The 17274-nt window shown below is 45.9% G+C and carries 17 protein-coding genes and 1 riboswitch; of the genes, 13 read left to right on the top strand and 4 right to left on the bottom strand.

Annotated elements, in window-relative coordinates; genetic code table 11:
* From cydS to CXF70_RS15170, 4 genes are all read left to right on the top strand, one after another.
* Nucleotides 1-111, top strand: coding sequence for a cytochrome bd oxidase small subunit CydS family protein (cydS, locus tag CXF70_RS18605; protein WP_372869524.1), 111 nt, complete (start codon nucleotides 1-3; stop codon nucleotides 109-111).
* Nucleotides 112-226: 115 nt separating this feature from the next.
* Entirely contained in the window at nucleotides 227-1591 is a 1365-nt protein-coding gene (gene rlmD / locus CXF70_RS15180) for a 23S rRNA (uracil(1939)-C(5))-methyltransferase RlmD (RefSeq protein ID WP_101803358.1), read from the top strand.
* Nucleotides 1592-2133: 542 nt separating this feature from the next.
* The gene (locus tag CXF70_RS15175) at nucleotides 2134-2292 is read left to right on the top strand and encodes a Fur-regulated basic protein FbpA (RefSeq protein WP_084242305.1); all 159 of its coding nucleotides are present in this window, start codon (nucleotides 2134-2136) and stop codon (nucleotides 2290-2292) included.
* 68 nt (nucleotides 2293-2360) lie between these two features.
* Nucleotides 2361-3809: an amidase family protein gene (locus CXF70_RS15170; protein WP_101803357.1), complete on the top strand. Its 1449-nt coding sequence runs from the start codon at nucleotides 2361-2363 to the stop codon at nucleotides 3807-3809.
* 45 nt (nucleotides 3810-3854) lie between these two features.
* Here CXF70_RS15170 and CXF70_RS15165 read toward each other — a convergent pair whose 3' ends face one another.
* Nucleotides 3855-4712: a TetR/AcrR family transcriptional regulator gene (locus CXF70_RS15165; RefSeq protein WP_084242303.1), complete on the bottom strand. Its 858-nt coding sequence runs from the start codon at nucleotides 4710-4712 to the stop codon at nucleotides 3855-3857.
* 176 nt (nucleotides 4713-4888) lie between these two features.
* Here CXF70_RS15165 and CXF70_RS15160 point away from each other — a divergent pair, with 176 nt between their 5' ends.
* The 4 genes from CXF70_RS15160 (at nucleotide 4889) to CXF70_RS15145 (ending at nucleotide 9826) form a co-directional block, all read left to right on the top strand.
* Nucleotides 4889-6361 (top strand): DHA2 family efflux MFS transporter permease subunit, encoded by a 1473-nt coding sequence (locus CXF70_RS15160; RefSeq protein WP_101803356.1) that lies wholly within the window; start codon nucleotides 4889-4891, stop codon nucleotides 6359-6361.
* A 133-nt stretch (nucleotides 6362-6494) separates the two neighbouring features.
* Nucleotides 6495-7652: a DEAD/DEAH box helicase gene (locus tag CXF70_RS15155; protein ID WP_101803355.1), complete on the top strand. Its 1158-nt coding sequence runs from the start codon at nucleotides 6495-6497 to the stop codon at nucleotides 7650-7652.
* Nucleotides 7652-8881, top strand: a complete 1230-nt coding sequence (locus CXF70_RS15150; protein WP_101803354.1) for an aminopeptidase — start codon at nucleotides 7652-7654, stop codon at nucleotides 8879-8881. The genes CXF70_RS15155 and CXF70_RS15150 overlap by 1 nt, the downstream gene beginning before the upstream one ends.
* 12 nt (nucleotides 8882-8893) lie before the next feature.
* Nucleotides 8894-9826, top strand: a complete 933-nt coding sequence (locus CXF70_RS15145; protein WP_101803353.1) for an SGNH/GDSL hydrolase family protein — start codon at nucleotides 8894-8896, stop codon at nucleotides 9824-9826.
* Between the two features lie 45 nt (nucleotides 9827-9871).
* Here the strand turns inward: CXF70_RS15145 and CXF70_RS18395 are convergent, their stop codons facing one another.
* The gene (locus CXF70_RS18395) at nucleotides 9872-10018 is read right to left on the bottom strand and encodes a hypothetical protein (RefSeq protein ID WP_179135655.1); all 147 of its coding nucleotides are present in this window, start codon (nucleotides 10016-10018) and stop codon (nucleotides 9872-9874) included.
* Nucleotides 10019-10087: 69 nt separating this feature from the next.
* On the bottom strand, nucleotides 10088-11161 hold the full coding sequence (locus CXF70_RS15140) for a M20 family metallopeptidase (RefSeq protein WP_101803352.1): 1074 nt from the start codon (nucleotides 11159-11161) through the stop codon (nucleotides 10088-10090).
* 141 nt (nucleotides 11162-11302) lie between these two features.
* A riboswitch (TPP riboswitch) is annotated at nucleotides 11303-11402 on the top strand.
* Between the two features lie 94 nt (nucleotides 11403-11496).
* On the opposite strand from CXF70_RS15140, the gene thiT reads away from it, so the two are divergent.
* Nucleotides 11497-12072: an energy-coupled thiamine transporter ThiT gene (gene thiT / locus CXF70_RS15135; protein ID WP_101803351.1), complete on the top strand. Its 576-nt coding sequence runs from the start codon at nucleotides 11497-11499 to the stop codon at nucleotides 12070-12072.
* A gap of 117 nt (nucleotides 12073-12189) precedes the next feature.
* A complete protein-coding gene (map, locus tag CXF70_RS15130; RefSeq protein WP_084242296.1) occupies nucleotides 12190-12942 on the top strand; it encodes a type I methionyl aminopeptidase in 753 nt (250 codons plus the stop codon).
* 484 nt (nucleotides 12943-13426) lie between these two features.
* Here the strand turns inward: map and CXF70_RS15125 are convergent, their stop codons facing one another.
* A complete protein-coding gene (locus CXF70_RS15125; RefSeq protein ID WP_101803350.1) occupies nucleotides 13427-14146 on the bottom strand; it encodes a tryptophan-rich sensory protein in 720 nt (239 codons plus the stop codon).
* 203 nt (nucleotides 14147-14349) lie between these two features.
* On the opposite strand from CXF70_RS15125, the gene CXF70_RS15120 reads away from it, so the two are divergent.
* The 3 genes from CXF70_RS15120 (at nucleotide 14350) to CXF70_RS15110 (ending at nucleotide 17267) form a co-directional block, all read left to right on the top strand.
* Nucleotides 14350-16149, top strand: a complete 1800-nt coding sequence (locus CXF70_RS15120) for a M3 family oligoendopeptidase (RefSeq protein WP_101803349.1) — start codon at nucleotides 14350-14352, stop codon at nucleotides 16147-16149.
* A 1-nt stretch (nucleotide 16150) separates the two neighbouring features.
* Nucleotides 16151-16699: a GNAT family N-acetyltransferase gene (locus CXF70_RS15115; RefSeq protein ID WP_101803348.1), complete on the top strand. Its 549-nt coding sequence runs from the start codon at nucleotides 16151-16153 to the stop codon at nucleotides 16697-16699.
* A gap of 85 nt (nucleotides 16700-16784) precedes the next feature.
* Nucleotides 16785-17267: a DinB family protein gene (locus CXF70_RS15110; protein ID WP_101803347.1), complete on the top strand. Its 483-nt coding sequence runs from the start codon at nucleotides 16785-16787 to the stop codon at nucleotides 17265-17267.
* Nucleotides 17268-17274 lie beyond the last annotated feature (7 nt).

The raw sequence follows: 17274 nt of genomic DNA, 5'->3' as shown, positions 1-17274 counted from the left end.
ATGCAGGATTTCTTGATATTCTATGCACCATTTCTCGTATTGCTCGCTTCATTGATCTTCGGTTTCTGGTTCGCGCTGAAAGACGGGCCGATATCGAAAGACCATGACTGACTGACGCGCCCAGGCTTTGCCGGGCGCGTATTTTTATTGCCCGAAACCTGCCGTCCAGATGGTCGCCTGAGCTTTTCTATAGTACAATAAACCAATGTGAAATGGAGTGAACGAATTGAAACCTGTAAACAAAAACGACCGGCTGCTGGTCCATGTGGAAGACTTGACCCACGACGGAGCAGGAGTCGCAAAAGTAGACGGATATCCTCTATTCATCCACGGCGCGCTGCCGGGAGAAGATGTCCACATCCATGTCTTGAAGACATTGAAATCCTATGGTTTTGCAAAATTGCTCGAAATTGAAAATGCTTCACCGTTCCGGGTGGAGGCCCCTTGTCCGGTCTTTGATACATGCGGCGGCTGCCAGATCCAGCACCTGTCATATGAAGGACAGATGACATTCAAGCGCAAGCTTGTGCGCGATGCCATCACACGCATCGGGAAGTTGCCGGATGTTCCGGTCCACGCTGTTAAAGGCATGGAAAATCCATGGCGCTACCGCAATAAATCACAGATTCCTTTCGGCATGGAAGATGGGCGTGTGGTCGCCGGGTTCTACCAGCCGCGCTCACATCGGATCGCGGATACCGATATTTGTCTCATCCAGACGCCGGAAGCGGACAGCATCATGGCCGGCATCAAACAGAAGCTGACAGAAATGGGCATCGAACCATACGAAGAAGAGACGCACCGCGGACAGCTCCGCCATGTCGTCGTCCGGAAAGCTCGTGCCACCGGTGAAATTATGGTCGTGCTGGTTACCAAGAAAAAGAAATTTCCGCAGGCGGCACAGGCCATCGAACTGATCCAGTCACTTGTCCCTGAAACGGTGTCGATTGTCCAGAACATCAATCCTCAAAAGACCAATGTCATATTTGGCGATGAGACGATTACACTTTGGGGCAAAGATGTCATCGAAGACCGGATCGGTGATGTGCGCTTTGAAATTTCAGCGCGTTCTTTCTACCAGATCAATCCGGAGCAGACAGAAGTGCTGTACGGTCAAGCGCTCGAATATGCCAACCTGACCGGCAATGAAACCGTCATCGACGCTTATTGCGGCATCGGTACAATTTCCCTGTTCCTTGCACAGCGTGCGAAATTTGTGATGGGTGTGGAGATCGTTCCACCTGCCATCGAAGACGCGAAACGCAATGCGGAACTGAACGGACTCAATAATACATTATTCGAGGCTGGTCCCGCAGAGCAGGTGATTCCGCGCTGGTTTAAAGAAGGCAGAAAAGCGGATGTCCTCGTTGTCGATCCGCCAAGAAAAGGCTGCGATGAACAATTGCTGCACACTATCTTGAAGCAGCGGCCGGAACGCGTTGTCTACGTTTCCTGCAATCCGGCGACACTCGCCAGAGATCTGCGCATACTTGAAGACGGCGGCTATCGTACGCAGGAAGTGCAGCCTGTGGACATGTTCCCTCAATCGACACATTGTGAGGCAGTCGCGTGGCTGCAGCTTGAAAAATAACAAAATAGGCATGACGTCCGATTAGACTGTTGAGAACAAATGCTCTTCAATCATTTCGCAGTAGTCGGACGCCTGCCGCTTCATTCTAGTACCAGGGAGAATTAAAGAGTTTACTTTCTATAAAAATATTGTATTTAACTGTCTCTCTTTATAGAAAACAATTAGAGATATGGAGCAAAACAGCGAAGACTCCCAGGGGAGTAGAAACGGAGTTGGCTTTCCAACTCTGTTTCGAGCGAAGTGCTGAGATCCACTCGGACGAAGGGAACCGAGTCCGAGTTAGCTAAGAGTTGGCCGTAGTTTGCAAGGCCGGCTCTTTGCGACGAAGCTAGCGTAGCGATGCAGGAGCACGGGTTTTTGCGAGTCCCCAGGAAAGCGAAGCTGTTTTGCGCAATATCGATTTCTCAATTTTTTGTTTCTCAATAAATTAACCGGATGCAATACGCATCCGGTTTTTCTTTTTTTATTTCACAGAAACGTTTCATGAATGGTCTCAAATGGGTAAAGACAAAGGAATACTTCACAAGGAGAGAACGAACATCATGGAACAGATACCCGAATCTAAATTCGAAGATAAACGCTCGAACGTCATCGAGGAACTGGTGGCGCAAAATGTTTTTAAAATCAATGGACGGCAATTATATGAGTTGAGTTTATATGAATTGATGAAAGAATATACGCAGAAAAGCCTTAGCTCGTAAGCTGCGGCTTTTTTATTTTCATGAGTAAAATTCTTATAATGGATAAAATGCTTATGGGAGGGAATGCCATGCATCAGAAAAAGCTGGAAGTTTACCGCGCCAAGCATCTGGACGAAATGACAATAGCCCAAATGCAGGAAGAAATGCAGGCGGGGAATATAACTTCTGAAGATTTGGTTTTGATGTATAAGGAGAATATCTCATTGCGAGATAAAAACATTCACGCGATTCTTGAAATCAATCCGGATGCTTTGCAAATCGCACAAGCACTGGATTTTGAACGCCAACGGAAAGGTGCGCGCGGTCCTATGCATGGGATTCCGATTGTTGTGAAGGACAATATGGATACCGCTGATAAGATGCATACCAGTGCCGGTTCCCTGGCGCTTGAAAACCATTATGCCAAGAAAGATGCATTTCTGATTGAAAAACTGCGTAAAGCAGGCGCAGTGATTATCGGCAAGACAAACATGACTGAGTGGGCAAACTTCATGTCGGACAAAATGACAAATGGCTACAGCTCCCGGGGGGGCCAGGTGAATAATCCTTACGGCGCTTTTGATGTCGGCGGCTCGAGTTCCGGTTCTGCCGCTGCAGTGGCTGCGAACCTTGCAGCAATAGGAGTCGGGACGGAAACTTCCGGCTCCATTATAAATCCTGCTGCCCAGAACAGCATCGTCGGATTAAAGCCGACTGTAGGAATGATCAGCCGGCGGGGCATTATTCCTTTGTCACATACTCAGGACACGGCGGGCACATTAGGCCGGACAGTTGAAGATGCCGTCAATGCTTTTTCAGTTCTGATCGGCTACGATCCCGAAGATCCCATCACCCGTATGTCAGCTGACTTTGAGACATATGAATGGAATGTCCATTTGAAAAAAGACGGCTTGAAAGGTGTAAAGCTGGCAGTCACACCTGAATTATTCAAGGAGATAACCGATGAACAGCTGGAGCTGTTTGAGCAGGCGAAGAAGAAACTGAAAGAATGCGGTGCCGAAATCATCGACGACGTGGACCTTGGTTCCAATCAGGAAGACCTTGGCTTTGCGGTCCTGCTGCATGAATTCAAAGCGGACCTGAATGCCTATCTGGCAAAAACTGATCCGATGAATCCGATCAGAACGATGGATGATGTGATAGAATTCAATAGTGAACACTCGGATAAAATGCTGAAGTTCGGACAGAATCTTCTGGAGCAGGCAAATAATCTGACAGGGATGCTGAAGGAAATGGAATACGTGGAAGCCCTCGAGCGGAACCGCTTCCTCGCTGCAGAACAAGGCATCGATGCAACTTTGAAGGAAATCGGAGCTGATGCCATCATCCTTCCACAAGATTTCGGCTGTAATGTTGGAGCGGCTGCAGGTTTCCCGTCTATTACAGTGCCTTATGGCTTTACCGGTACCAGTGAACCATTCGGCCTGACCTTTTACGGTATCGCTTTCAGCGAACCCCGATTAATCGAATATGCTTTTGCATTTGAACAAGCTTCAAAAGGCAGAAGAAAACCATAAAAAAAGGACGGCCCGATTTAAGGGCTGTCCTTTTTCTATGGCTATTTACAGCTTGGCAAGTTTTTTCCAAACCTGTTCAAGTAAAATCATGAGATCCGACTCATGTTCCGGCTGTTTGGCGAGTGTGCCCAAAACGCTTTCCACTAATGCTTTGCGTGGCGCTTGCTCCCTCAATTCTTCCGCAAGGAACAGGACCAGTTGACGTGAACCATGTTCTTCCTCAAAAGCTTGGCTGCAGGTTTCGAGCTGCTGTGCCAGTTCTTCAATTGAAAGGTTATCCGATGTTTTTTCCGTATATACGGTTGGCGCCGATATAAATCGTTCCCCGGATTTTATTTGATCCGAGATGGTGATTTGCAATCGGTTGATGACGAAGGCGGCTAACTTCTTCGTTGGAAGATCCTCATCCGTAGTCAATTGCCAGATATTGACGAGCTGCTGGATCGACCCGTGTACAGCGGCGGCATTATCCAACGCATAAGGAGAGGCTTTAACGCCATGGATATCAATAATGCGCGAGGTGATCCAATCCAGTTCTTTCCGGTAAGTGTTCTTAGCGAAATCTTTCAGCTCTTTGTCCTGGGAATAGAAAATACTTTCATATAATGAAAAAAGATTTTTCTCGCGGTTCATTTGAATTCTCACACACAGCTGCTCCGCCAATACTTCCGGATCATCCACCGGCTTTCCGGCAGCGGCTTCCATCCGTTTCTGCCTTATTTCATTGGCGACAGATTCCATGATGGCAATCAGACATTCCGTTTTGGAAGTGAAATAATTATAAAATGTTCCCTTGGATATGCCGGCTTCATCAAGAATATCCTGAATGGAAGTGGAATTATAGCCCTTTTGGATGAAAAGGGAGTATGCGGCGTCCAGTATATTTTGTTTTTTTCGATTCATTTTACTCACCTTTATACTCATAGTCTATGTTCAGAATACCTGTACCTGGCTGATTAAGCAATTAAAATAAACAGTCGGTATATTTTTATTGATAAATATATACTGCAGGTATAGAATAATGAAATGGAGATTGAGGAAAATAAATTCAGCATGAAATATATGGAGGAAGAAAGAAAATGACCGAACAGAAAAAACCGCCTTACGGCATAATCGCAATATTATTTACAGGGGCATTTGTAGCGATTTTCAACCAGACATTATTGAATATCGCATTGCCTGAAATCATGGCGGATTTTGGCATAAAAGCAGCTACCGCCCAGTGGCTGGTCACTGGATATATGCTGGTCAACGGGATATTGATACCGGCCAGCGCCTATTTTATCCAGCGCTTTTCAAATCGCTCGATCTTTATCGTTGCAATGTCGTTGTTCTCACTGGGGACATTGATCGCTGCGCTGGCACCGACTTTTGCTTTCCTTTTGGCCGGACGCCTTTTGCAGGCTTCCGGTGCTGCATTGATGATGCCGCTTTTGATGAACGTTATGCTTGCGGCATTTCCTGTTGAAAAACGTGGGACAGCAATGGGATACTTCGGGCTGGTCATGGTTGTCGCACCAGCAATCGGTCCGACCTTATCAGGGTATATCGTTCAAAATTATGACTGGCGGGTGCTTTTTTTCATCGTATTGCCGGTTGCGTTGATTCCATTACTGCTGGGGATTTTCAAATTAAAGAACTTAACCTTCCAGAACCGGGAAATTTCGCTCGATAAATTTTCACTGGTTTTATCAAGCTTAGGTTTTGGCGGCATTTTGTACGGCTTCAGTTCGGCTGGCACAATGGGCTGGTCCGACCCTGTCGTCTACCTGACAATTGCCGTCGGTCTGGCATCGTTGGTGCTCTTCGCGCTGCGCCAGTTGAAATTGGAAGAGCCGCTGCTCGAGATCCGCATCTATAAATATCCGATGTTCGCATTGTCGTCAGTCATTTCAATTGTCTTGTCGATGTCGATGTTCTCTGCGATGATCCTGATGCCGATTTATATTCAGACCATCAAAGGGATTTCACCGATCAACTCAGGATTATTGATGCTGCCGGGTGCCTTGATCATGGGAATGATGTCTCCGATCACCGGCCGACTGTTTGATAAATGGGGCGCTAAAGTCTTGGCAATCCCGGGGTTATCACTTGTCGTCATCACAACATATCTGTTCAGCCAGTTATCATTGGATACAAGCTATTGGCAGATCATGATCATCTATTCCATCCGGATGCTCGGTATTTCATTGGTCATGATGCCGGTCATGACCAATGGCTTGAATACGTTGCCGATGAAAGCATATCCACACGGGACGGCCATCAATAATACACTGCAGCAGGTTTCAGGGGCAATCGGCTCCGCATTCCTGATCACGTTGATGAATACGCGCACCGAGTCAGCCGCAGCCGATTTGATGGCGAATGGAACAGCACCGGAAAGTATTGTGAACATGGCGATGCTGGAAGGGATCAATTTTTCATTTTTTGTTTCTACTTTCATCGCATTAACTGCATTGCTTTTGGCGCTGTTTATCAAAAAGCCGCAGCGTCCCGTAACCGAACAGGAAAAGGACATTGTCTATACCCGCCAGGAAGCAACAGAATCCTGATTTTCAAACCGCTCCGACAATTGGAGCGGTTTTGTTTATTTTACAGGAATCAAGCAAGCCGGATTCATCAAAAAAAGGCGTTAGACCGCCAAATATGGTACACTGTAAGCATTGAAGAGAAGGTGGAATTAAAATGACATTTATAGAAGAATTAAAGCCAGTGTGGCAGGAAAAATGGAAAAAAACAGGTTTTGAATCAATTATGCCGATCCAGGAGCAGATGATTCCAGAGATGCTGGCCGGCAATGATATCCTGGCGCAATCACCGACAGGGTCAGGTAAAACATTGGCGTACGTACTGCCGATTTTAGAACGGGTCAATCCCAAAAAAGCAGCGACACAGGCCATGATCATCGCCCCTTCCCAAGAGTTGTCGATGCAGATCGTCAATGTGCTGAGAGAGTGGACAGAAGGCACAGATGTCACCGTTGCCCAATTGATCGGCGGAGCCAATATGCAGCGCCAGCTGGAAAAATTGAAGAAGAAACCGACTATTGTGGTGGGTACACCGGGCCGCTTGAATGAGCTTGTCAAAAGCAAGAAGCTGAAAATGCATGAAATCCGTATTCTGGTCCTGGATGAAGGGGATCAATTGATGGCGCGCGAGCATCGTAATGTGATGAAAGCGCTGATTGAAAAAACACAGACTGAAAGACAGCTCGTTCTGGTATCCGCAACAATAACCGAAGAAGTGGAGCTGGTCGCCGACCGTCTGATGCAACACCCTACACGCCTTCAAGTCACAGCTGCGGATATGCCGATGCAGGGCAAAGTGACGCATTCATTCATCAAAGTGGACGAACGCGATAAGACGGATCTATTGCGCCGTATTTCGCACATCGACAATGTCAAAGCGCTGGCATTCGTCAATAATCTCGATCAGCTGCTGATGAAGGAAAATAAATTGAAATTCCGTGACACTAAAATAGTGACCTTGCACTCTGAAATGAATAAAGAAGAACGAAAAGGGGCACTGGACGCATTCCGCAAAGGGGAAGTTTCGGTTCTTATCGCGACAGAGGTCGCCGCACGCGGACTCGATATCGATTCTGTGACACATGTTATCCATGTGGATGTGCCCAAAACAATCGATCAGTATCTTCATCGGTCAGGACGGACAGGTAGAGCCGGAAAAGACGGTGAAGTATTGACGCTATTAGCTTATCAGGATGAAAGACACTATAAAAAATTCACGAAGGACTTGCCATCGAAGCCTGTTCAGAAAATCATGCATGGCGGAGAATTGATTGAAGGGTCAAGCAAGACTGTGAACACAAAGGGGAAAAAATAATGGATTTTCAGAATAAAATGGAGCAGTATGCGGAGCTGACCGTATACGTTGGACTTAATGTCCAAAAGGATCAGCACGTTCTTATCAACACCACGACAGACACAATCGATTTCACACGTCTGGTTGTAAAGAAAGCCTATGAGGCTGGGGCAAAAAACGTACACGTAAATTATTCCGATCCAGTACAGACACGCACCCATTATGAACATGCGCCTGATGAGGCATTTACGGAATATCCGGAATGGTCGGTCTTGCAGCGGGACGAAATTATTGAAAAAGGCGGTTCATTCTTGTGGATCGATGCGGAAGATCCGGATTTATTGACCGGTATTCCAGCCAAACGTTTATCGAACTCACAAAAAGCAGCAGGCAAGGCATTGGCCAGATACCGCCAGGCAGTCGGTTCCGATAAAGTCGCCTGGTCGATTGTGGCAATCCCGTCAGAAAAATGGGCTGCCAAAGTCTTTCCGGAGCTTGAACCGGATCAGCAGATTGAAGCTCTTTGGGAAGCAATATTCAAAACCGTGCGAATCGGGGGCGGAGACGCTGTTGCATTGTGGAAGGAACATATCGATTTTCTTGAGAAACGCGCTGCCCAATTAAATGATCATCGTTTTGTAAAACTGCAGTACTCCGCTCCTGGCACTGATCTTACAATCGAGTTGCCAGACAAGCATATCTGGATGTCTGGCGCTTCAAAAACGCCGCAAGGCAATCCGTTCATCGCGAATATGCCGACAGAGGAAGTTTATACTGTACCATTAAAAAATGGAGTTAACGGTTTTGTCCGTAATACAAAGCCATTTGTTTATCAAGGCAACATCATCGATGGATTCACACTGACCTTCGAAAATGGCAAAATCGTTAAAGCTGAAGCTGAAACAGGTGAAGAGCTGTTAAATGAAATGATCAGTTCTGATGAAGGCGCAGCTTATCTCGGCGAAGTGGCATTGGTGCCGCACCAGTCGCCAATTTCAGATTCAGGCCTGTTATTCTTCAATACTTTATTTGATGAAAATGCCTCAAACCACTTGGCAATCGGCGATTCCTATCCGACATGCTACGAGGGCGCACGCGATCTTGAGCGTGAGCAATTGGAAGAGCTGGGATTGAATACGTCCATTGTCCATGAAGACTTTATGATCGGCAGTGCTGAAATGGATATCGATGGCGTCACTGCAGATGGATCGAAGATTCCGGTTTTCCGAAAAGGCAACTGGGCATTCTAAGAGGTGATAATAATGAAAAAGACTGCAGCATTACTGCTGGCTGGGACCTTTGCAATCAGTATGGTGAATACAGCGGCAGCTGAAGTGAAAATTCCGGCTGCCTATATTGCGCTGGGTGATTCGCTCGCTGCCGGGCAGACACCTGACAGCCAGATTGATGCTGGCTATGCTGATTTGATTGCACAGGAGCTGGGCCGGAACCAGCCGGTCGCATTGTTTTCGAAAGATCTCGCTTTTCCCGGATTCACGACAGCAGATGTTCTGGAGCGTGTAGAGGAAGAAGAGACGAAGAAACTTCTGGCATCGGCAAATATCATTACATTGTCAGCAGGAGCCAATGATCTGCTGCGGCTGGTCCAGGCGAATCCTGCTGACGGTTCCCTTCAGTTCCAGCGCATCCAATCGGACTTCGCCCTGAATAAAGCCAGAAAAAATATTGCCGATATATTGAATCGGCTAAATGAAGCTGCGCCAAACGCGGATGTATATGTCATGGGATATTATTTTGCCTACCCGCATGCCCGTGAGTCGCAGAAAAAAGGCATAGCTGAACAATTGGAGATCTTAAACAGGATACTCGAAAATGAAGCTGAAAAAGCGGATGCGATTTTTGTGTCAGTGGACGATGCATTCGGTGAAAATGCGACATCGAAAGTGCCGAATCCAGGGGATGTCCATCCGAATTTAGAAGGCTATCAGGCCATGGCCAATGAATTTTTGGCAGAATACCGAAGTGGCTGGACGATCGAAAACAGAGAGCTGCCTCAACCGAACCCTGTAAGTTTTGAAGAAATCCTGCAAGGGCAGGAAGAACAAGCGGATGAAAATCCTCAACCGGCTGCAGAAGATGAAGCCGAACTGACGGCGGATGATCAGTCTGCACAATTGTTTCCAAGTCTTCACTCAGATTATTTGGCTATAAGAACAATCCTTCCAATAGTATAGAACTAAAAAATCCCGCTACCTGAAATTAGGAAGCGGGATTTTTGCTTATCTTTTTGTCTGTTTTGTTTTATACTGGCTGGTGTTTGTTTGAGCGTTGCCTTTGGCTTTCTTTTTATTCATGAATTTACGGATAACCGGATATGCTATAGGACCATATTTGATCGCTGTTCTTAATAATCTACCTACTGCCATATTTATCGCTCCATTCGTTTTAAAGATACTATTTAAATGCCCTTTTTCGGACTGCCTTAAACATGGCACTTAACTTAAGGCATGAGTCACCAGAATGTCTTTATACTCATGGACACTTGAAATTTCCACATATTCAGCATTGCCGTGCCAGTCATCGCCACTCGGGCCAAACTCGATCGCCCCTTCGCCTCCATTGACAGCGGCGTAATAGCGGGTATCTGCAGCACCATGCTGGCCGAACAGCACAGGGTCATTTCCGGTATTGCTCCGGATGCTTTCCTGCAAGGTCTGTATATATGGATTATCGGCTGTCGTTGTCAGCGCCGGTGTCGTGGAAGAACTTGATTTATAATCAAAATCGATTCCCAGTGTTTCACCGAGTTCAACCATCTGACGCGTAATCTCTTTGGGATCCTGTCCCGGCATGAAACGGATATCATAGGACATTTCACAAAGTTCCGGAACCATATTATAGCGCTTGCCGGCATTGATGATGGCCAAGTTGACGGAAGGCTGCTCGTAATATTCAGTAGATTCTTTACGGAAAGGAAGTTCAGCCATCGCCATATGATATTTCATCGCCTGCTCGATGGCATTAATGCCTTCCCAAGGGCGGCTGCCGTGAGCCGGCTTGCCTTTGAACACCATGTCCATATGCAGGATGCCTTTTGACTGCAGTCCGACTTTCAACCCTGTAGGTTCACCGCAAATGATAAAGTCACCGCTGTGGCCTTGTGACACGAGCCATTCAGAAGTGTTATGGCCGCCGATTTCTTCATCGGTGACGATATGGAGATGGACTTCACGCTTTAATTTTTCAGGGTCAAGTTCGATGAACGCCTGCATCATGGCGGCTACGCCAGCTTTCATATCCGCTGAACCGCGGCCATACAAGCGGCCGAGTTCTTCCATCGGCGTAAATTGTTCATCATGCCCAGGAACCACATCGACATGTCCATTCCAGACCAATTTTTCTGATCCCTGGCCTTTTTGGGCAGTCAGCATCAAAAAACCTTTGTTGTCGTGGACTTCAACCGCTTCACCATATTCTTCGAGCCAGCGGGCGCAAAAAAGAAGAGCGTCATTGGCGCCTTCTTTGGTATCACTTTTAATTTTTATCAGCTCTTTCAATAATTCGATCATACGCGTGCAGCAGCAATTTCAGCTGCCTCCACCATCCTTTCTGAAACATTTACTTTCTCAATACCCTAATGGCTCCAGTTGAAACGAACTTGCATACCATCTTTATGTCCGTTACAATACAGATGTTAAGAAAATAACTGTATACACCACAAGGGGAGCTTTTGCTGAGAGTGAACGGAACCGTTCTTACCCTTTGAACCTGTAAGTTAATACTTGCGCAGGGATGTGGATGGAAACCTGCCCTTATGCGGCGTCAGGGTCTATCCTGGCGCCGCTTTTCGTATGGTTTTTATTGGCGGCCCTTCTGGTGATGTGCAAACATTAGGGAGGATATCATGAGAAATAAAAAATTATTATTGATGCTCGAAATCGCGATTTTCGGAGCCCTTGGCTTTGTATTGGATTTTATCGCGTTCAGTATGCCGCAGGGGGGATCGGTCAGTCTGGTGATGATCCCGATTATCCTGATGGCGTTCCGCCGCGGGATGGGTGCCGGTATTCTGACCGGCCTTACAGTTGGCTTGCTGCAGCTTGTTACGGGGCGTGTCTATATTGTGCCTTTATCATTCGGATTCGCTTTTACACAAGTGACACTCGATTACTTGGTCGCTTTCGCGAGCGTTGGGGTGGCAGGAATAATGAGATCCGCTTATCTTAAAAATTTGCGGAATGGTTCTCGTGGCAAAGCGGTTTCCTCGATTGTAGCAGGAGCTTTGATCGGCGCATTTCTGCGCTATATCATCCATGTAATCGTGGGGATCTGGTTCTTCAGTGAATTTGCGACGGGTAATGTTTATATTTACTCGTTTGTGTACAACGCGACTTATATGGTGCCGGCATTTCTGCTGACAGCGGTTGTCTGTTCCATTCTGTTCATAGCAGCTCCGAGATTGATTGATGTGAAAGAATGAAAAGTTGAAGGCTATCTTATGATAGTCTTCTTTTCTTTGTTCAGACTCCGGCGGCCCCTGTCGCTTTTCTTTTATGTTATAATTCTTGAATAGAAAAGCTTGAAAGAAGGGTATTTGATGATTGCAACTAACGAAAAAGATATTGAAATGTTAAAAAAAGCAGGGCAAATGGTAGCGAAGATCCGTGAGGAAATGAGAGCGGCAACCAAGCCTGGCGTAACTACCAAAGAAATTGATGAGTTGGGCGGACGATTGTTCGAAGAACTTGGCGGCGTTTCCGGTCCGAAATCCGAATATGATTTTCCGGGCTATACGTGCATCAGTGTAAATGAAGAAGTGGCACACGGTATTCCAGGGAAACGTGTCATCAAGGAAGGGGATATCGTCAACATTGATGTTTCCGGTTCTTATGAGGGGTATTTTTCGGATACAGGGATTTCTTTTGTCGTAGGGGATAATCATCCTGAAAAAGAGAAGATTTGTGAAGCGGCTGAAAAAGCTTTCGAACGGGCGATGACTAAAGTCAAAGCAGGTTCAAAATTAAACCAGATCGGTAAAGCGGTTGAGCGGGAAGCGAAAGAGCAAGGTTTGTTTGTCATCAAAAACCTGACAGGCCATGGCATTGGGAAATCACTCCATGAAGCTCCTCAGCATATCCTGAATTATTATGATGCCTGGGAAACGACAATCCTTAAAGAAGGAATGGTTCTCGCTGTCGAGCCTTTCATCTCGCAAAAAGCTGAGCATATCATTGAATCCGGGGATGGCTGGACTTTCATTACCCCGGACCAGTCGCTTGTCGCGCAGATTGAACATACAGTGCTGGTGACAAAAGGTGAACCGATTTTATTGACTAAACTAGAAGAATAAAAAAAAGCCTGCATAGCGCAGGCTTTTTTTGCAGCTTGTTGAGAAAGATAAAGATTTTAAATTCGATATTCCGCAAAACAGTTTCGCTTTCCAAAAACCGTGCTCCTGCATCGCTGCGCTAGCTTCGTCGCAAAGCGCTGGCCGAAATACTTTGGCCGCACTTGGCTGCTTGTGCTGAGCTAACTCGTGCTCGTTCCACTTCGCCCGAGTGGATCTCAGCACTTCACTTGGTCGCCTGGGAGTCTTCGCTGTTTTGCTCCATATCTCAATTCGCATTCTATAATAGAAATGTCTTTTACTTTTGATATCTAAAGGAGACGATCCGTCAGTTCAGACTAAACTTAAATGAAGCGTCAGGCAGCTCCTTGCGGAACGCGTCCGCCTAAAGCGAAATGATTTGAGAAGTGTCGATTTCTCGACAGCCATCAAAAAAGCCTGCATAGTGCAGGCTTTTTTGATGGAAACATTTTATCATAGGGCAACATCACTTTTTCTTGATAAGAAGGATTCCTGTAATGATCACCCCGCTCAGGAATAAGGAAGCTGTTGTAACGAGCATTTCATCCAGTCCGTGTTTGACTGCAATACCGATGAATGCCCAGACAAACACTAAAGTGAAAGGAATATCGGAGTGATGGAAACGGACATGCAGTGCAAGAGCTGTAGCAACAGTCAGCATGATGACTGCCCATAACTCGTTGCTGAGGCCCCAACCGCCCCAATTATAATAAGTGAGTACATAACTGATATTTGTAATGGTCGCAACACTGATCCAACCCATATTTACTGAAATCGGCAGCCGTTCGGTAAATTTTCTCTCATTATTACCATATTGGAGATATAACAGAATAAGTGAACCGAGGTAGAGGAGCATCGCTGCTATAGACCAGGCGAAGTATTCATAATGCCATAGGAATAGCCAGGTGATATTGGCCGCAGCGCTTAAGATGAAATACAAACTGATGGCTCGGGAAGGAAGTTCTTTTTCTTTCTTATAACGGATCCAGAATCCAGCAATCCAGATAGCTAATAATATGTATATGACTGACCAGATCGAAAAGACATAACCGGCAGGGGTGAACAGAACAGGAAGCCTGTTGGAAATTTCTCCTGTGGTTTGACCGTTGATCGGCAGGATATTGGCTAATGCGTTAATTGCAATGATGGCCAAAAAGGCGATTGTCATTAATATCAAACGGAACATCTGTGATCCCTCCTCGCTAACAGTATACCGTTCCTTGTTTCTGACAACAATTAACTGTTCGTTGATTTGAATAAAAAGTTCCGGGAAATCGTCAATATTATGTCATCGTGTCCGATCGGCTTTGCCAAATATTCCGTAAACCGAAGAACAATGGTATACTGATAAGTGTTTTTAGAAAATTTAGTTTATCAGGAGGAAAAGCCATGACAGTGAAATTTCCGGAAGTATGGGACTTGGATGTCTTGTTCCCAGGAGGCAGTGAGTCAGAAGAGCTCCGCGTACATATGGATGAAGCAGGACCCAAATTGGAGGAGTTTGAAAAACTTTCCCGTAATTTTTCCGTACCTGAAAAAGCCGCTGATGCCCAGCAAGTGGCAGAGGTGCTTGAAGCTGTAAAAGAAATGATGCTGCACCTCCGCCAGTCAAGCGCGTTTATCGGCTGTTTGCAGGCGCAAAATTCAGAAGATAAAAAAGCGTCGCTGCTGCAGAGTGAATCTGCCAGCCTGAGCGCGCGTTTTAACTCGGCTCTTCAGAAAATTCAGCAGGACCTGACGAAAACGGATGATGCTGTATGGAATGAGTTGATGGATGACGACAAACTTCGTGAATTCTCTTTCGTTTTAAATGAATGGCGGGACGAAGCAAAGCAATTGCTATCCGAGAAGGAAGAAAACTTGATCACTGCTTTGAGCATGGACGGTTATCACGGATGGAGCCAGCTCTACGATATGCTTGTGGGTGACATTAAAATCAAAATAACCGTAGATGGTCAGGAAAAAACCATGTCTGTCGGGCAGGCAAACAACTTAAGTTCACACGCAGATCCTCAAGTAAGAAAAGAATCATACGAAAAGCTGGAAGATGCATGGACAGAAAAAGAAGATTTCTTTGCGAAAACCTTAAATTCCATAGCGGGATTCCGTTTAGAAATATACAAGAAACGCGGATGGGAAAATCCGTTGCAGGAACCGCTGCAGATCAACCGGATGAAACAGCAGACTTTGGATGCTATGTGGAGCGCCATTTCAAAAAATAAACAGCCGTTCGTCGATTACCTTAATCAGAAGGCGGAGCTGCTCGGAAAAGACGGGCTTGATTGGTATGATGTGGACGCTCCGGTAACTGAGAGCACACAAACTTTTTCCTATCAGGAAGGTGCGGAATTCATTCTGGAGCATTTCAAGAAATTCGGTCCGGAACTTGAAAAATTCTCACGCCATGCTTTCGAAAAAGGATGGATTGAAGCGGAAGACCGTCCGAACAAACGGCCAGGTGGTTTTTGTACAGGCCTTCCATTAACTGAAGAATCGCGTATTTTCATGACTTACAGCGGCTCGATGTCGAACGTTGCAACCTTGGCGCATGAATTGGGACATGCTTTCCATTCGTACGCGCTGCGTCCGGTTCACCAGATCAACCGATCTTACGCAATGAATGTCGCAGAGACAGCTTCTACATTCGCTGAAATGATTGTTGCTGATGCGGCAGTGAAGAATGCATCATCCAATGATGAGAAAATCGCTCTGCTTGAAGATAAAGTTCAGCGCAGTGTCGCTTTCTTCATGAATATCCATTCACGCTTCCTGTTTGAAACGCGATTTTATGAAGAACGCAAAAAAGGAGTCGTACCGGCTTCCCGCCTGAATGAATTGATGGAAGAAGCACAGCATGAAGGATTCGGCGGCGGGTTAAAGTCCACGCATCCGCATTTCTGGGCATCGAAGCTTCATTTCTATATAACTTACGTGCCATTCTATAATTTCCCTTACACATTCGGTTATTTATTCTCGTTGAGTGTTTATGCCAAAGCGCTTGAAGAAGGAGCCGGATTCGAGGAGAAGTACATGGCGTTATTGCGGGATACGGTGATCATGACTGCTGAAGACTTGGCGATGAAGCATCTGGGTGAAGACATTACACAGGAAGCTTTCTGGGAAAAAGGGATTGCTCTATGTGTGAAAGATGCTGAAGAGTTTATTTCGCTGACGTCATCTGCTGAATGATATGAATTTTCTATTGACCGGTAAGTTGTGCTACCTTCGTATTTTGACAGTTGAGGACGCTGAAGAAATGGTGCAATTGCTTGTGCGCAACAAGGAATACTGGGCAATCTTCGAACCGAAACATCGGGACAGTTATTTCACTGCTGCTGTACAACGGGAAAAAATACGTGAATCCATTTATCAGGCCAGGGAAAATCGCGAGTACAGTTTCGGAGTGTTTGAAAATGGAAGCGATAAACTGATTGGCCATATTTCCATGTACAGCATTAAGCGATTGCCGTTTCTCAGTGCATTGGTCGGTTATTCAGTCGATGAATCATATATTGGGCGAGGGATTGCCACAGAAGCTGTAAAGCTGATTGTGGCTTTCGGCTTTGAAAAAATCCAGCTGCACCGGATAGAGGCGTATGTGTCTCCCCGAAATACAGGTTCCGTTCGTGTGCTTGAAAAAGCAGGATTTGAGAATGAGGGATTATTGAAGGAATTTCTTCATATCAATGGAGTGTGGGAAGACCATTATCACTACGCCATTTTGGAGAAAGATTTTTGAAAGGGCAAGGCCGCCTATAAAAAATGGTGGATCGAAATGAAGAGATGGTTATGGGAATAAAACATTGACAGAAAGCAGGTGCCTTATGTTAAGAGATAAACTGTTTGCCTACCATCAATGGGCCAGCCAGGAGATTCTTTCACATACAGAAGGCCTCGGTGATGCGGTTTTTACCCGGGAAGGGGATAGTTCATTTCCTTCTATCAAAGAAACAGTCAGGCATGTAATCACTGTTGAAAAACTCTGGCTGCTGAGAATGACAGGCATTGAAAAACCTGCAGCTGAACAATTTCAGGTGGACACTGCAGCTGAAGCGAAACAGGCTTTTATGCTGCTTCACGCAGAAATGGAATTGTATTTTTCTTCATTGACTGAAGACCAGTGGCAGGAAGTCATGAGATTCACAAATCTTCGCGGCAATTCCTTTGAGGAGACCAGGGAAGAGATGTTATTCACTTTCATTAATCATGCTTCTTATCACCGAGGTCAGATTGTTTCCTTGCTGAGGCAATTCGGCGAGGAAGGGACTGTACTTGATTATATTTATTTTCCAAAGGAAAACCGCTGAGAAGGTT

It is taken from the genome of Planomicrobium sp. MB-3u-38, from assembly GCF_002836425.1.
Lineage (GTDB): Bacteria > Bacillota > Bacilli > Bacillales_A > Planococcaceae > Planococcus > Planococcus okeanokoites.
The sequence above is the reverse complement of the archived record's forward strand: the minus strand, read 5'-3'. Positions and strand labels throughout refer to the sequence as shown.

Bases quoted from the DNA above. Each gene is read 5' to 3' on its own strand.
- cydS (WP_372869524.1), top strand. From the start codon at position 1: ATGCAGGATTTCTTGATATTCTATGCACCATTTCTCGTATTGCTCGCT.
- CXF70_RS15175 (WP_084242305.1), top strand. From the start codon at position 2,134: ATGGAACAGATACCCGAATCTAAATTCGAAGATAAACGCTCGAACGTC.
- CXF70_RS15170 (WP_101803357.1), top strand. From the start codon at position 2,361: ATGCATCAGAAAAAGCTGGAAGTTTACCGCGCCAAGCATCTGGACGAA.
- CXF70_RS15165 (WP_084242303.1), bottom strand. From the start codon at position 4,712: ATGAATCGAAAAAAACAAAATATACTGGACGCCGCATACTCCCTTTTC.
- CXF70_RS15160 (WP_101803356.1), top strand. From the start codon at position 4,889: ATGACCGAACAGAAAAAACCGCCTTACGGCATAATCGCAATATTATTT.
- CXF70_RS15155 (WP_101803355.1), top strand. From the start codon at position 6,495: ATGACATTTATAGAAGAATTAAAGCCAGTGTGGCAGGAAAAATGGAAA.
- CXF70_RS15150 (WP_101803354.1), top strand. From the start codon at position 7,652: ATGGATTTTCAGAATAAAATGGAGCAGTATGCGGAGCTGACCGTATAC.
- CXF70_RS15145 (WP_101803353.1), top strand. From the start codon at position 8,894: ATGAAAAAGACTGCAGCATTACTGCTGGCTGGGACCTTTGCAATCAGT.
- CXF70_RS18395 (WP_179135655.1), bottom strand. From the start codon at position 10,018: ATGGCAGTAGGTAGATTATTAAGAACAGCGATCAAATATGGTCCTATA.
- CXF70_RS15140 (WP_101803352.1), bottom strand. From the start codon at position 11,161: ATGATCGAATTATTGAAAGAGCTGATAAAAATTAAAAGTGATACCAAA.
- thiT (WP_101803351.1), top strand. From the start codon at position 11,497: ATGAGAAATAAAAAATTATTATTGATGCTCGAAATCGCGATTTTCGGA.
- map (WP_084242296.1), top strand. From the start codon at position 12,190: ATGATTGCAACTAACGAAAAAGATATTGAAATGTTAAAAAAAGCAGGG.
- CXF70_RS15125 (WP_101803350.1), bottom strand. From the start codon at position 14,146: ATGTTCCGTTTGATATTAATGACAATCGCCTTTTTGGCCATCATTGCA.
- CXF70_RS15120 (WP_101803349.1), top strand. From the start codon at position 14,350: ATGACAGTGAAATTTCCGGAAGTATGGGACTTGGATGTCTTGTTCCCA.
- CXF70_RS15115 (WP_101803348.1), top strand. From the start codon at position 16,151: ATGAATTTTCTATTGACCGGTAAGTTGTGCTACCTTCGTATTTTGACA.
- CXF70_RS15110 (WP_101803347.1), top strand. From the start codon at position 16,785: ATGTTAAGAGATAAACTGTTTGCCTACCATCAATGGGCCAGCCAGGAG.